Source organism: Afipia sp. GW822-FHT03D08 (assembly GCF_058801645.1).
On record NZ_JBXANK010000001.1, the window covers coordinates 96034 to 112874 of the forward strand.

Annotated in this window: 1 protein-coding gene; it reads left to right on the forward strand. The window is 60.0% G+C overall.

The window, feature by feature from the left end; all coding sequences use genetic code 11:
• The first annotated feature begins 76 nt into the window (after positions 1–76).
• A complete protein-coding gene (locus tag AC1RM7_RS00540) occupies positions 77–16807 on the forward strand; it encodes a DUF5801 repeats-in-toxin domain-containing protein (protein ID WP_492838276.1) in 16731 nt (5576 codons plus the stop codon).
• Positions 16808–16841: the final 34 nt, after the last annotated feature.

Below are 16841 nucleotides of genomic sequence, written 5' to 3' on the forward strand. Positions count from 1 at the left end.
AGGATGGGAGTTAACAGACCGTTAAAGCGCCCATTACGCTTGTATTTTTATTTTCTGTAATTTTGAGAGTCTTGTCATGAATGGACCATTCCAGGTTGCCCAGGCAAACATTGCGGGTCAGACGACAGGCAAGCCTCCAGCGCGCATCGTAAAAATAGCGAAGCCTTTTACTGATCAGTCTGTCGTCGTGGCTTTGAGCTACGACGGAAGCGTGAAGGCAGATCTCTCAGCCATTGCCGGCGAAAAGATCACGCTGGTTCATATCGGCGAAAAGCTCATCATTCTTTTCGACAACAAATCGACGGTTACGCTCGAGCCTTTTTTTGATTCAACCGGCAAGCCGCTCAATGGCATCTCGGTGGAAGTTTCGCCCGGCCGCGATTTGACCGGCGCAGAATTCGCAGCGACGTTCCCGGTCACCGAAGACCAGTCGGTGTTACCCGCCGCAGGTGACGGCAACGGCAACGCGCAGGCATCGGGCGCGAACTTCTCCAGCGTTGGCGTAGACCCGCTTGCGCTCCCCGGACCGCTGGATCTCCTCGGTCAGGAAGAACTGCCGAACTTTGTCATCAACGATCTGCTCGGGCCGACCGTCGAGCCAAACCGGATTCCGTTTCAAATCGCGGGTGCTCAGGTCGGTGGCGTCACCGAAGAAGAACAGCTCGGCGGGTTGATCAGCGAAAAGCCGTCTGTTCAGGAACTGGTGAACCAGTTGAACTGGATCACGAGCGGGGGAAAAGAAGACCCGAACGACGCTACGCTTCCGAACAGCAATGGTACGTCATCGGATGGCCTTGATCAGGACACGCCCGAAAATCCGAACATCACGACCCAGCACTTTCACGGCGCGGGCGCTAATGCGCTGACCAATCTTGTGGCGAGTGGCAATCCGCCGCTGACATTCACGATCGATACCGGAATTCCAAACTCACCGGTTATCGACAGCACCGGCGCTGTTGTGAAGTCCGCCAATCATGAATTGCACTATAGCGCCATCGACACCACGGTCGCCGGCGACAATACCATTGTCGGCGGGTACTCCGATGGTGAGAATGGATTCCACGAAGTCTTCCGGCTGACCATCCATTCTGACGGCACCTATGACTTCGAGTTGCTCGACAAGATCGATCATCCGGTTCACACGACCGATACCGGCTCGACGTCGAACGGCCACCTGGAAGAAACGCTGTTCCTTGATTTCACCACGCTGGTGCATGTCTCGGACGTCGATGGCGATAACTTTACCCTCAGCGAAGCAGGTGCGTTTACGATCGGCGTCATCGACGATACGCCGGAGGTTCATGTTTCGGCGGCTGAAGAGAGCTCGCTGAAACTTGCGGCTCTGGATGAATCCGTCGGCTTGGACCTTAACGACAGCAATGCGGCGACTGACGACACTAATCAGGCTGCGCCGAAGCCCTTCGGGGAGCAAAAGACCGGCGACTTTTCGCTCGCACACCTTTTCTCGGTCAATGGCACCACTGGCGAAGACGGCGGCACTGCAGATTATGCCTTCACCTTGACGCTTGGTGGCAAGGGTGAGAATGGCGGCGTTGCGACCTCTCTTTCGGTTACAGATCCAACGGGACACTACACCGACGCCAAGATTTATCTTTTCAGTGAAGGCACCGAGATTGTTGGCCGCGTTGGCGGACCGCAGGGCGATATCGCGCTTCGGATATCGATCGAGCATCCAAGCGATCCTGTCACGGCGCATTTCGTTGTCGATCAGTATCTGCCGATTGACCATGGCTCTGATAACAACAATTTTGACACGTCGCTGCCGCTGACGCTTTCCGGCGGCGGCACGCTCGGCATCACACTGACAGCCACCGTCACGGACGGGGATGGCGACGTTGCGACCTCGAACGCTACAGTCACGGTCATTGATAGCAAGACGACGCTTGTCAATATCGAAGACGATGGTCCGACCGTTACGGCGGGTGAGGGCGGTGAAGTAACACCTCATCTCGGGGTTCTCGATCTCGATGAGACGATCGGCGCGGATCGCTACAATACCGGTGAAACGGAATCAGAGGGCGGGGCCTCCAACGGAGCCGACGACAAATCGGCGACCGTAACGGTTTCGACCGATCAAAATCTGGCAGCTAGCAAAGCAATTGGCGAGCTATCGACAGGCAGCGGTGCTCTGGCAGGCCTGTTCACCAATCCGAATATCGACTTCGGTACGGATGGTCCTGGACCCAACGGCGGCGTTACAAAATTGCTGGAGCTGGTGCTCTCGTCCGAGCACGTCGGCACGAGCCTGACCGCAACCGCGCTCGTCGGTACGTCGCTTGAAAACATGACGGCCGCGCAGCGCGCAATCGAGCTGGTGCAGATCGATTCGAATACGCTTATCGGCCGGCTTGTTGGCGACGGCAATTCTGCGACCGACGATCAGTACATTGCTTTCCGTATTACGCTGACAAACGCGAACGATCCGGCGAACGCCAAGATCACTGTCGATCAGTTCCTTGCCATCGATCACGGAGGAGCTGAAAGCCTGTCGGTCTTCGACGAGCAGACTCTTCTGACGCTGATCGGAAACAGCACGCTTAACCTGAAGCTGACGACGACTGTCACTGATGGTGATGGCGATCACGCCAGTCTGCCGGTCGAAGTCACCCTCATTGGCGGCAATAGCTCGTTCATCGCATTTGATGACGATGGTCCAACCGTCACTGTCAGCAAGGCCGAAGGCTTCACACTCGTCCATGACGAGACGTTGCTGCTTCAGAGCCCGCCATTCGGCGACGATAACGACATCCTGTTCACGCCCGTATTCAATAGCGTGAGTAACCCCGGTCACGATCCGGACGTGCCGTTCGGCCTTCCAATCGGCTACGCGCGTAGCGCCGGTTCCGCGCTTTCAGCACCCGTTATTAGCTACGGTACCGACGGTGCGGCAGCAGGAACTGCTGCGAAGGCTTATTCGCTGTCGCTGTTTGACGCCAACGGAGCCGCGACTCTCGGTCCGATAGATTCGAAGATCCAGACCACGGACCATCATGAAATCTTCCTGTTTAAGGAAGGAAATTTCATCGTCGGCCGATATGACGCGGCCAACGGCGAAGTTACGAATGCCGATCCAGCCGCATTCGCATTGTACATCGATCCGCTAACCGGCGTCGTCTCGCTGGTTCAGTATGTATCGCTGCATCACAACAGCCCGGATGTCGGCGTTGACTCCGATGAATACGTTTCACTCGGTAACGCGCTTGGTACCGTCCAGGCGACGGTCACCGTAACGGACGGCGACGGAGACAAGGCTTCGGCATCTGCCAATATTTCCGGCGATATCCGTTTTGAAGACGATGGACCTTCGGTTGCGGTTAAGTTGCAGCACGGCTTTGGCATCACTGCGGACGAATCTGCCGGCAGCCAGAACGATGACGTTCCGGGACCGCTTGCGATTTTCGCGAGCGTTACGAATGTCGGTCACGATCCTGACAACGCCGGGAATCCGCTTGCATTTGCGATAGACAACACGCCGGCACTTGCTGTCCTTCCGTATTTCGGCGTTGACGGACCTGCGACTGTCAACCCGGTCGCTTATTCGCTCACACTCAATGGCGGCAACGGCACACCGTCCGGACTGAAGCTCACGGACGGAACGACAATCAGCCTCTACACCGATCCGCTGAACAGCAACATTATTGTCGGCCGCGTTGATAGCGGTCTGCTGGTTGGCCAGGCCGCATTCGCCGTCGCGATCGACCCGTTGACCGGTCGAGTATCCGTGGTCGAATATCTGTCGATCCAGCACAACCTGAACGGCGCAAATCCGGACGATCAGGTTACCCTTGCAAACAACACGATCCTTGCGACCGTCACGATCACCGATGGCGACGGCGACACGGCATTTGCATCGGCTGATATCTCCGGAAAGATTCACTTCAACGACGATGGTCCGACGCTGACTGTCGCAACCGATGTGGGTTCGGACGACCTTGCAGCGCTTTCGCTCAATCTGGACGAAACGATCGGAAAGAACGCCAATTCGCCCGCCGATCATTACAACACCGGCGAGACAGAATCGGGTGGAGGCGCTCAGAACGGCCTTTTGGACGATACGAGCAACAAGACCGTCACTCTGACGACAGACTCACACTCCACGGCGCAGATCGGCGAACTGAAGTCGGCCCAAGGCTCCCTGAGCAATCTTTTTGCACCGGCAATCGTCAACTACGGCGCGGATGGCCCGTCAGCGAATCCGCTGACGTCGGCTGTGAGCTTGGTGCTGACCGGTACGGCCGGTGCCGGCTACAAGACCAATCTCGTTGCCACAGCGCTGACGGGGGGCCCGCTTGCGGGAACTTCAGTCGATCATCGCACTGTGTGGCTGACGGTTGAAGATGGCCAGATCGTCGGCCGCATCGGTCACGATACCGCCGGAACCAGCGATGACTATGTCGTATTGCGGATTTCGCTAAGTTCGACCGATCCGGCAACGGCACAACTGATCGTTGATCAGTTCCTGCCTATCGACCATGACGCATCAGAACCGGCAGGCGCCCAGGCGCCGGAAAATCCGTCCCTGTTCGATGAAACAATTTCGCTGCTTATGGCCAACGCGAGCCAGGGCATCGGCGTGAAGCTTACCGTGACAGCCACGGACGGTGACAATGATTCCGTGACCAAGACGGCTACGGCGAACATCGTCTCCAACAATACGTCTGTTGTTTCGTTCGACGATGACGGCCCGACGCCCAGCATTGCGGCGACGAACGGAGCCCTCAATGGCTTGTTCTTCGACGGTTTCGTCTCGAACAGCCCGCAGTGGGGCGTGGGCAGCGGCATCAACACCACCGGCACGGCCGGAGCGTGGCATATAGCGGCTTCAGATTACGAAGGCGCGTCGACCGTTCAGCTCGAGCGCGTCGGCGATGGCTACCGTGGCGCGGACAGTCCGACCAACAGTGTTATGGTCGACATGGAAGCTACGCCGGGCAACGTTCAAATCACCCAGGATCTGACGCTTACTCCGGGCGCCCTGTATCATCTCACGTTCGAGATCGGCGCTGCGAACGATCCGGGCATCGCGAATAGCGCGAAGCTCGAGGTTTTGTGGAACGGGCAATCGGTCGGAGTATTCGTTCCGACTTCGGGTGTCATGCAGACGATCTCGGTCGACGTCACCGCTGCCGGAGCGAACAATCAGCTGACGTTCAAGGAGATCGGTGAGGCTGGTGACAACACCGGTACATTCCTCGCCAACGTCAAGCTGTCCGATGTCATCATCATTGACGAGACCAAGGGGGTGGACGCTGACAGTGACGACACCACAGGTCTTGGCGCTCTATTCTCAACCGTTACGAACGGTGGCCCGGTCGGCGTCGATCCCGACATGGATCAGCCGCAATATGCGCAAGGTAAAGATCCCGTCGTCACGACGGGCGTCGCTGACTATGGGACCGATGGTCCTGCTGCCGTAGATCCGCGTGTAATCGGCCTTAGCGTATCGTCAGCAGGCGTCGATTCGGGTCTGACGACTACCGAAGGCAAGGCCATCCACCTTTATCTGGAAGGCAAGCTGGTTGTCGGCCGCTACGATTCCGACAACAACGGCAGCTATGACACGGCAGCCTTTGCGTTGAGCATCGATCCCAACACCGGGATTCTATCTATCGCTCAATATGTTTCGCTGCATCATCCGATTGCCGGTCAGAACGACGAGGGCGTTTACCTGAACGCCAACACCTTGCTTGCTACGGTGACGTTGACCGACGGCGACGGCGACCACGCTACGTCTTCGGCAGATATTTCCAGCGCTGTTCGCTTTGAAGACGACGGTCCTTCGATCAATCCGCTTGAAAACAGCTCGCTACGCGACTGGACAATTGACGAGGACGTACTTCCGGCCGCGGGTCATGCGACTCCGATTGGCAACGACGCCTTGGATAACCCGGCGGACACAAACGACTACACGCAACTGAATGGGAAGCCGCTCGGCGTGACCTGGGGGGCCGATGGCCCGAAGGCGCTGACATTTGCTGCAACGGATTCACATCATCCGACGATCGCCATCACCGATGGCAATGGCGTTCCGCAACCCGCACTCACGTCGGGCGGCGTCCCGCTGGTTTACGACATCCAGACCAATGTTGATGGTGGCCAAACGCTGATCGCGTACAAGGGCGCGATTGCCCCGGCAAACCAGATTTTCACGCTGACTCTTGATCCGGATGCGGGCAATGGCGGCACATTCTCGTTCGAACTCACCGGCGCGCTGGATCATCCGGCGGGCAATGGTCAGAACACGCTAAATCTCAAGTTCGGCTTCATTGCTACTGACGGCGATGATGATACGGCCACGTCATTCCTGACGCTGCGGATCACCGACGACGTTCCGTACCTCACCAACCCCTATCAGAATGCCAATCTCATTCTGAATGGAAGCTTCGAGGACCATGGTCCGGTTGGAAATCCCGGATTCAACACCTTCGAGGCAATCAATCACTGGACCTCGGGTCCCGATAACGTTCCGTTCGAGATCCAGCAGGGCAATATCGGCGATTTGTTGCCGCAGGACGGTATCGCCAAGGTCGAACTGGATTCCGACCCGCTTAACAATCCGACCTCGCAGCTGAATGCGACGATTCAGCAGACGATCTCAACGCCGCTGGCTGCCGGCGACAGCTATGAATTGTCGTTCTGGTACTCGCCGCGTCCCAATGACGGAAATCCCGACAGCAGCAGCCTCAAGGTCTACTGGAACGGTGTCATTGTTCACACCATCGATTCCTCAACGCAGGCTGATGGCTGGCAGCACGTTTCCGTTCTTGTCACAGCGCAGGCTGGCTCCAATACCGTTGCCTTCCAGGGCAGCGGCCAGCCCAACCAGCTCGGCGCATATCTCGATAACGTCAGCCTTATCCCCGCCATCACCGTTGACGAAGACGGCCTGACCGGGCCACTGGCCTACGGCAATCACGACAGCCAGCCAGGCGACAATGTTGTTCCGAACACCGAGGGTGTCGGACAGGACAACAACGAAGCAACTGCGACCGGTAGTCTCAACATCAAGTGGGGTGCTGACGACAGCGACAGCGGTGTTGATACCTTCTCGGGACCGTTCAACTCTTTCGTTCAGGACCATCCGGACGGCGTTGGTGACCGCAGCGTCACCTTCACGAACGCCAACGTAGCCGTGACGGGCGTATCCGCGCTGTATTCACACGGCGACCTGGTCACCTTCGTTTTGAATGCTGACCATACCGTGCTCATGGGCGTTGCCGGAACAGGCAACAACGCGCGCACTGTGTTCGAAGTCTCGTTGAGCGACGAGGGGACCGGACAGTTCCGCTTCATCCTGCTCGACAAGCTGGATCACGCGCCTGGCGCTAATGAGAACGATATCGGCCTGTCGTTCAATTACACAGCAACCGATTCCGACGGCGACTCCGTCAGCGGCTCGTTCTTTGTTGGCGTGGATGATGACGTTCCGGTGGTGCGCGGTCCAACGACAGCCGCGACACTGGACGACGAGGCTCAGCTAAATGGAATCGACGGCGGCCCCGGCGATCTGACCGGAAACAACTACTATACGGCCAGCGGAGACCTGAACTTCTCCGCCGGTGCGGACGGTCTGAAGTCGATTGCGATCACGGGATTCTCAGCGAAAAACAGTAACGGCGACACCGCCGTCGCGTTGTTCGCAATCTATGTCGATCCGACCACGGGCGTGGGCAAGGCCTACGAGGTGACCACGACGTGGGCGGCTGGCGTGAACGCCGGCGTGGGCGGCGCGGCCGGTGATTTCACCAAGGGCGGCACGTTTACGGGTACCATGACCGTTCCGGATGGGAATGGCACGAAGACCGTGACTGTTTTCACCATCGAGGTGGATTCGTCCGGCCACTACACCGTCACGCTCGATGCGCCGCTCGCTCATCCGTTCACCGATCCCGATCTCAAGAACAATGGTCCGGAGCTTAGCTACGAAGACGAACTGACGCTGAACTTCAACTATCAGGTGACGGACGGCGACAACGATCAAGCGACCGGTACGCTGAGCGTGAAAGTCGATGACGATAGTCCGGAACTAAACGGCATCCAGCAGATCACGGTCGATAACTACAACGTCGTTCACGCCGGAGCCATTGATTTCAATCCCGGTGCGGACGGTGCTGGCGGCGCCAATCTTGCCGGAAATGCACCGCCCGCTGGCATGAAGTCCGGTGGCCAGGACGTTCATTACTGGGTGAGCGAAGATGGCTCGACTCTGATCGCCTATACCGGCGCTATCGTCACGGGCAGCACGCCGCCCGGCGCAACAAACCAGGTGTTCGTGCTCGAAGTGACCGACGGCGAGCAGGGTTATACTTTCACTCAGTACAAGGCTCTCGATCTATCGGCCTCGACGTCTCAGGTCATCGCCAATCTGTTCCACTCAAACGCTCCGGCACCCTCGATTGACGTGACGACTGCCAGCAATGGCGGAAATGTCGTCGCGACAGTGACGGGTAGCGATGACGTGAACGGTTCCGCCCAGGGCTTTGGGCTTCACAGCAATAATTTCAATCCGGGTGATTGGTTGAAGTTCGATTTCAACCAGTCAGACCCGACGGTTGCGACATTCAGCTTCTTCAAGGATACGACGCTCAACTATATTGTTCACTTCTCGGACAACACGAGTCTGGTCGTCAGTAATTATTCGGCGACCTCAGCTCACGGTCTGACGATCACCGCGCCAGTTGGCGCGACGATTGTTGATGTTGAATTCGATGCCATCAGCACCAGCAGCAAGACCAAGATCGATCTCGACAGCGTCACAGTCGGAACGACCTCAGGCTCAGCAGATGCGGATTTGGCCTTCACGGCCAACCTGACCGATGGCGACGGTGACGGTGTCTCCGGCACCATCAATGTGCATATTCACCAGAACACCCCGCCGACGATCACGGTAACGCCGACGACAGGCGAAACCAATGTCGCCACCGGCCACAACCTTGTGGACGAAGCGGGACTTCCGAGCGTTGGTTCGAATGCAAACGCGCCGAGCGAAGTGACGCATGGCACGTTCACGCTGACCGATACGGACGGCGCAGGTGACATCAAGACCGTGACGATCACGGGTGTCGACTCGTCCGGACCTTTGACGGTAGCCCTCAACGGCTCCGGCGCAACTGTTCACGGCACCTACGGAACGCTGGTCATCAGCGCCAATCCGGTGATCAACGGCAGCACGGTCACCTATAGCTATACCTACACGCTGACCGCGCCTTATCACGATCCTTCTCCTGAGGCCGGCCAGAACATCGATGCGAGTGCTGACAGCTTCACGATCACGGTGACGGACGGCAGCAATACGACGTCGAATGCGGCCCTGGCGATCGATATCAAGGACGACGTTCCGCAAGCCAAGAACGATACGGGCAGCATCGGCGAGGATGCGGCGAGCGTGACGGTCGCGGCTTCCGGCGTGCTGAGCAACGACGTTGCAGGTGCGGACGGCGGCAAGACCGTGACCACGACCGGCAGCTTCACCGGCACCTACGGCACGCTCGTTCTCAATGGGGACGGCAGCTACACCTATACACTCAAGACCGATGCGGCGACGCAGGCCACGATCCAGGCCCTGACGCCGGGTCAGCATCTGAACGACACCTTCAACTACACGATGAAGGACGGCGACGGCGACACGTCAGCGGCCAAGCTGGTGATCTCGATCGACGGCGCGGACGACGGCGTCACGCTGGGCGGCCTGAATGTGGCCGGCGGCGAGGAGACCGTCTACGAGAGCAATCTGCCGGCCGGCACCTCGCCGAACGCTGCAGCGCTGACCCAGCCGGGCACCTTCACGGTGACCGCGGCGGACGGCATCTCGGCCATCCAGATCGGCGCCACCAGCTACACCTATGCGCAGCTCGCGGCTTCCGGCAGCACCAATCTGGTGATCAACGGCCCGCACGGGACGCTGACCATCAACGGCTACACCGGCACGGCGGCCGGCGGCACGGTGAGCTACAGCTATGTGCTGACCAGCGCCGCAGCTAACGCGGCTGGTTCCGATCAGGCGACCGACAGCTTCACGGTGAAGGTCACCGACAGCAACGGTTCGACCGCCACCGACAGCCTCGACGTCACCATCATCGACGACAAGCCGCAGGCTCATGACGACACCGGCAGCATCGGCGAGGATGCGGCGAGCGTGACGGTCGCGGCTTCCGGCGTGCTGAGCAACGACGTTGCAGGTGCGGACGGCGGCAAGACCGTGACCACGACCGGCAGCTTCACCGGCACCTACGGCACGCTCGTTCTCAATGGGGACGGCAGCTACACCTATACACTCAAAACCGATGCGGCGACGCAGGCCACGATCCAGGCCCTGACGCCGGGTCAGCATCTGAACGACACCTTCAACTACACGATGAAGGACGGCGACGGCGACACGTCGCCGGCCAAGCTGGTGATCTCGATCGACGGCGCGGACGACGGCGTCACGCTGGGCGGCCTGAATGTGGCCGGCGGCGAGGAGACCGTCTACGAGAGCAATCTGCCGGCCGGCACCTCGCCGAACGGAGCAGCGCTGACCCAGCCGGGCACCTTCACGGTGACCGCGGCGGACGGCATCTCGGCCATCCAGATCGGCGCCACCAGCTACACCTATGCGCAGCTGGCGGCCTCCGGCGGCACCAATCTGGTGATCAACGGCCCGCACGGGACGCTGACCATCAACGGCTATACCGGCACGGCAGCCGGCGGCACCGTGAGCTACAGCTATGTGCTGACCAGCGCCGCAGCCAACGCGGCTGGTTCCGATCAGGCAACCGACAGCTTCACGGTCAAGGTCACCGACAGCAACGGCTCGACCGCCACCGACAGCCTCGACGTCACCATCATCGACGACAAGCCAAGCGCGGTGTCCGACACCAACAGCCTGGGGACGGCGGCGGTCGGCTCGCATGCCTCCGGTAATCTGATCGCTGGCACTATCAGCAGCGGTACAGGTACCGGCGGCGCCGACAAGCAGGGCGCTGACGGCGCTCACATCGGTGGCGTGACGAGTGGTGTTTCTGACGGCAATGGGGGCTTCAACGTCACCGGCACGTACGGCACCCTGCATATCGATGCCAATGGCAATTACGACTATACTCGCACGTCCAACTCCGGCGGCACCGATACCTTCCACTACACCCTGACCGACAGCGACGGTGACGTTAGCAATCAAGCCAATCTCACCATTTCTCTGACCGCAACGGCGCAGCTCTTCGTCGGCTCCAACGACAGCGACGACAATCCCAGTGACCCGCCGCATTTCGTCGATACGTCGCCGAACGTAAGGGGTGTGATCAATGGCAGCGCGGGCGACGACACCATCGTTGGAGATCCGGGCGCGACGCCGACCATCTCTGCGGGTGCCAGCGCCAATGTGGTGTTGGTCCTCGATACGACCGCGAGCCTGAGCGCACAACAGATGACCGCGATGCAGCAGGCGGTGGGCGCGCTGCTCCAGAGCCTGTACAACTCGGGCGCCGCCAATGTTCGGGTGAGCATGTACGCCTTCGGTGGCGGCTACACGCAACTGGGTACGTATAACATCGTGACGAACAGCCATGCGAATGCGGCCGCCGACGCCGCCGCCTTGGCCAGCGCGCTGGACGCCGCGAACGCGGACGGCAGCATCACCAATAGCGGCAATCGCCTGTATATCGGCGCCGATCCGGGCAACAACACGAGTTATGCCGACGGCCTTGATGCCGTGATCGACTACCTCACACCTGGCACATCCGGCAGCGATCCGGTTTCGTCTGTCCCGCTGACCGGCGCCTCGGTGAACAAGGTGATCTTCATCTCCGACGGCGAACCGACGACCAACGCTACCCAGACACAGATCAACACCATCACCGGCACCGGTGCCGGCCAATACGGCTATACGATCGAGGCCGTCGGCCTCAACGTGGCCGGTAGCCCGAACGCGGTGGCCGCGCTCAATGCGCTGGACAGCGGCCATTCCTACACCAATGTGGTGAATCCCAGCGACCTGACCGGCGTTGTCGGCAGCCTGGCCGGCAGCGGCGTCGTACAGTCCGCGGCGGGTAACGACATCATCAACGGCGGCGCCGGCAAGGACATCATCTACGGCGATGTCATGAACACCGACGTTCTCAGGGCCGCGGCGGGCTTGTCTGCGGCGACATATCCGGCCGGCTCTGGCTGGGCTGTATTTGCAGCACTTGAAGGTACGACCACCGCATTCACCACGGCTAATGACCCGGGTGGCGACGGCGCGCAATGGACGCGCGCCGACACACTCGCCTATATTGCTTCGCATCAACGTGAACTGGCCACGGAAAGCGGCCGCACCGGCGGTGACGACACCATTACCGCTGGCACAGGCGACGACATCATTTTCGCCCAGGAAGGCAACGACAAGATCAACTACGCGCAAGGCGACGGCAAGGACACCGTCGATGGCGGCACCGGCTCGGACACGCTGTACATCACCGGCGCCACCGGCACCGTCACCATCGCGGCGGCGACGGGAGGCACCGATATCGTGCCGGCCACAGGCCCGAACTCGACCGATATCATCGTCACCATGTCGGATGGCGGCTCCATACGCATGGATAGTGTCGAGGACATCGACATTACCGCCGGCCCTGGCGGCGTGAACATTCAATACATCGGCTCGCTGGCGAGTACTGCCCTCGACACCTCGACCGTCACCGTTCATGGCGGCACGGGTGATGATATTCTCGATCTCACACAGCGCGGCAACAGCGATCCTCACAAGGTGATTGCCGACGGTGGCGCTCAGACCACCGCAGACATCGTGAAGCTGGATTTCAGTGTCAGCGAGATCACCGCGATTGAGGCGATTTCCGGTGGCGTGAAGATCACCCATGCCGGCGGTGCTGGCAGCATCACCGATGAGTTCACCAATTTTGAAAGCTTCCAGTTTGAAGGTGGCGTGACCAAGAACCTGGCCGGGGTGCTGGCCATCGATCTGATCCCGCCGACAGTGACCTCTGTGGCCTATGGAGCAAACGACGGCGCGCTGGCTCTGGGCGAGGCGGTCACCCTGACTGTCAAGTTCAGCGAGGCAGTTGTTGTTGATACGACCAGCGGCTCGCCGGTTCTGAATCTCAATACCGGCGGGACAGCGAGTTATTCGGGAGGCTCGGGCACCGATACGCTCATTTTCACCTACACTCCGGCCACCGGCCAGACGACAGCGGACTTGGCGCTGGCGGCTTCGGCCGTCACCTTGGGTGGTGCGGTTATCACAGATACGTCAGGAAACGTAGCGACTCTGACCGGCGCGAATGGCGTCAATCCGACGGGCACGCTGGTGGTTGACACCACTGCACCGACGGCCACCATGAGCAGCACGATCACCACCAACACCGGCGCGACAGGTACGATCTCCAGCGGCGGCAACACCAAGGACAACACATTGCTGTTGTCCGGCACGGTGAGCGACACCGGCGGAAGCGGTGTGTCCCTGGTCCAGATCTATGACGGTGTCACCTTGCTGGGCACCGCGACGGTGAACAGCGGCAACTGGTCGTACACGACCTCAGCATTGGGCGACGGAGCCCACAGCTTCACGGCTAAGGCGACCGACGTTGCCGGCAATACATTCACGACTGCAGTGCCGGTAACCGCAACCGTCGACGCGACCGCGCCGACGGTGGCCATGAGCGGCACGATCACCACCGATACGGGGGCTGCGGGAACCATCACCAGTGGTGGCACGACGAAGGACAACACACTGCTGCTGTCCGGCACGGTCGGTGACACCGGTGGAAGCGGCGTGTCGACGGTCCAGATCTATGACGGCGCCACCTTGTTGGGCGCCGCCACGGTCACCAGCGGTGCCTGGTCGTACACGACATCGGCTCTGGGTAATGGGTCGCACAGCTTCACGGCCAAGGTGACGGACGGTGCCGGCAATACGTTCACGACCGCAACGCCAGTAACTGCAACCATCGACGCAACCGCGCCGACGGTGACCATGAGCAGCACCATCACGACCAACACTGGCGTGACGGGCACCATCACCAGCGGCGGCTCCACGAAGGACAACACGTTGCTGTTGTCCGGCACGGTGAGCGACACCGGCGGAAGCGGTGTGTCGTCAGTCCAGATCTACGACGGCGCCACCTTGTTGGGCGCCGCCACGGTCACCAGCGGCAACTGGTCGTACACGACCTCGGCCTTGGGCGATGGAGCCCACAGCTTCACGGCGAAGGCGACAGATGGTGCCGGAAATACATCCACGACCGCAACGCCAGTAACTGCAACCGTCGACATCACCGCGCCGACGGCAACCATGAGCAGCACCATCACCACCGACACTGGTGCGGCAGGAACCATCACCAGCGGTGGCCTCACGAAGGACAATACCCTGCTGCTGTCCGGCACGGTGAGCGACACTGGCGGAAGCGGTGTGTCACTGGTCCAGATCTATGACGGTGTCACCTTGCTGGGCACCGCCACGGTGAACAGCGGCAACTGGTCCTACACGACCAGCGCTTTGGGTAATGGGTCGCACAGCTTCACGGCCAAGGTGACGGACGGTGCCGGAAACACATTCACGACCGCAACACCGGTGACCGCAACCGTGGACGCGACAGCGCCGACGGTCACGATGAGCAACACGATCACCACTGATACCGGCGCGACGGGGACCATCTCCGGCGGCGGCACCACGAAAGACAATACATTGCTGTTGTCCGGCACGGTGAGCGACACCGGCGGAAGCGGTGTGTCGTCAGTCCAGATCTACGACGGCAGCACCTTGTTGGGCACCGCCACGGTGAACAGCGGCAACTGGTCGTACACAACGACCGCCCTGGGTGATGGAGCTCACAGCTTCACCGCCGTCGCCACAGATGCTGTGGGTAACCAGACGACAACGACGCCTGCACGCACGGCAACCATCGACGCGACAGCGCCGACCGACATCGTTTTCACGGGCAACGCAGGGCTGACCGCAGGCACGAGCAGCGGCAATACGACGGTCAGCAGCGGTTCAACATTGCTGACTTTGACCAGCAACGAGGCCGGCACCTTTAGCTTTAACGGTACCGGCAGCCAGACGGTCAGTATTGGCGGGACCAATAACGAGACCCTGTCGATCACGAACGGTGGCGTCGTGTCGACCAGCAGCCTCAGCTTCAGCACTGTACAGACCGTGACCGTGAGCGGGTCAACTGTGTCAGATTCGGCTGGGAACAACCGGGTCGAGCAATTGACGCTTTGGCTCGGCACCAACGGTAACAATACCGCGATGGACGGCAGTGCGGTCAACAACGACCAGGTGATGTACGGCTTTGATGGCAACGACACCATCAAAGGCGGCGCCGGCAATGATTGGATCGACGGCGGTACGGGCGACGACACGCTTACCGGCGGTGGAGGAACCGATACATTCAGCTTTGCCATTGGTGATAGCGTTCTCTCGATTACCGGTTCCGGCACAAGCGGCTTGATCACCGGTTATGATACCATCACGGACTTCAAGCCAAGCTCTGGCGAGCGCATCAGCTTTGCCAGCGCTTCAGTCGCCGTCAATGCAACAGGCAACGGAACGAACTCAAGCCTGCAGGTTGAAAGTGGCCGAGTGATCGGCTCGCACAGCATTACGAACGGCATCATCACTTTCGATGATGCGCCAAGTTCCGGTGGCAGCACCGGCGTAGGCTATAGTGCGGAGTATCAGCTCACCACGTTGGCTCAGGTTGCGGCTGCCGTTCAGTACCTTCAGGGTGTCGACATCGGCACCACGGGAACTGCGGTCGCCTTCGCCGCGATGATCGGTGGTGTCGATCACACCTTCCTTTTCATCCAAGGTAGCAGCAACGGAAACTCGAACGACAATGACGTCCTCATCGATCTTGTCGGTGTGAATGCGACGTCGATCGCGGCGTCAGGCGGCCAGTTCAGCGTGGCTGGAACGACCAGCGTCGACCCAATTGTGCTCGACCTCGACCACAACGGTTTTGCATTCACCTCGCAGGAAAACGGCGTTCAATTCGACATCAACCACGACGGGGTCAAGGACCACGTTGCCTGGACCAATGGTCACGACGGCATGCTGGCGCTCGACATCAACGGTAACGGCAAAATCGACAGCGGCAGCGAGTTGTTTACCCCGAACTTCGCGGGCGGGAACTTCGCCGACGGTCTTGCAGCGCTCGCCAGCCTCGACAACAATCAGGACGGCGTGATCGACAGCAAGGATCAGGCTTTCGCCAAGCTCTCGGTCTGGCAGGATGTCAACCACAACGGTGTTACCGATGCAGGCGAACTGCTGTCGTTGACCAGCCTTGGCATCACCGGCATCGATCTCGCTGCAACGGCGGGGACGGGCGCTATCGATGGCCAGTCGATTGCTGCGAACGGCACCTTCACCTATGTCGATGGCTCGAAGGGTTCGTTCGTGGAAGTCAACCTCAATGCTTCGCTCGGGGAAATCACGGATGGCAATAACAGCAGCCATACGGTCTCCGGCACGGACGGCGTCGCGGATACGTTCGCGCTGCCGGCGAGCACGCTGGGACACGCCGATACGATCCTTAACTTCAACAATGCGGAAGGTGACAAGATCGATCTCTCTGCACTTCTCGATCAGGTCTTTGCGCCGAGCTCGAATGTGGAGAACTTCGTCCACCTCGCTCAGTCCGGCAACGATGTCACCGTTCAGGTCGACACCACCGGTCAGGGCAATTTCGCCGGCGGATCACACGATGTAGCCGTGCTTGCGGGGTTTGCCGGCACCAGCCATGGTGACATCATCAACGCCACGTTCGCCGGCACCGAGCATCAGCTCCATCTGGCGGCCACGACCTAAGGCACCTCACAAGACGAACAAACCCGCCGGAGCG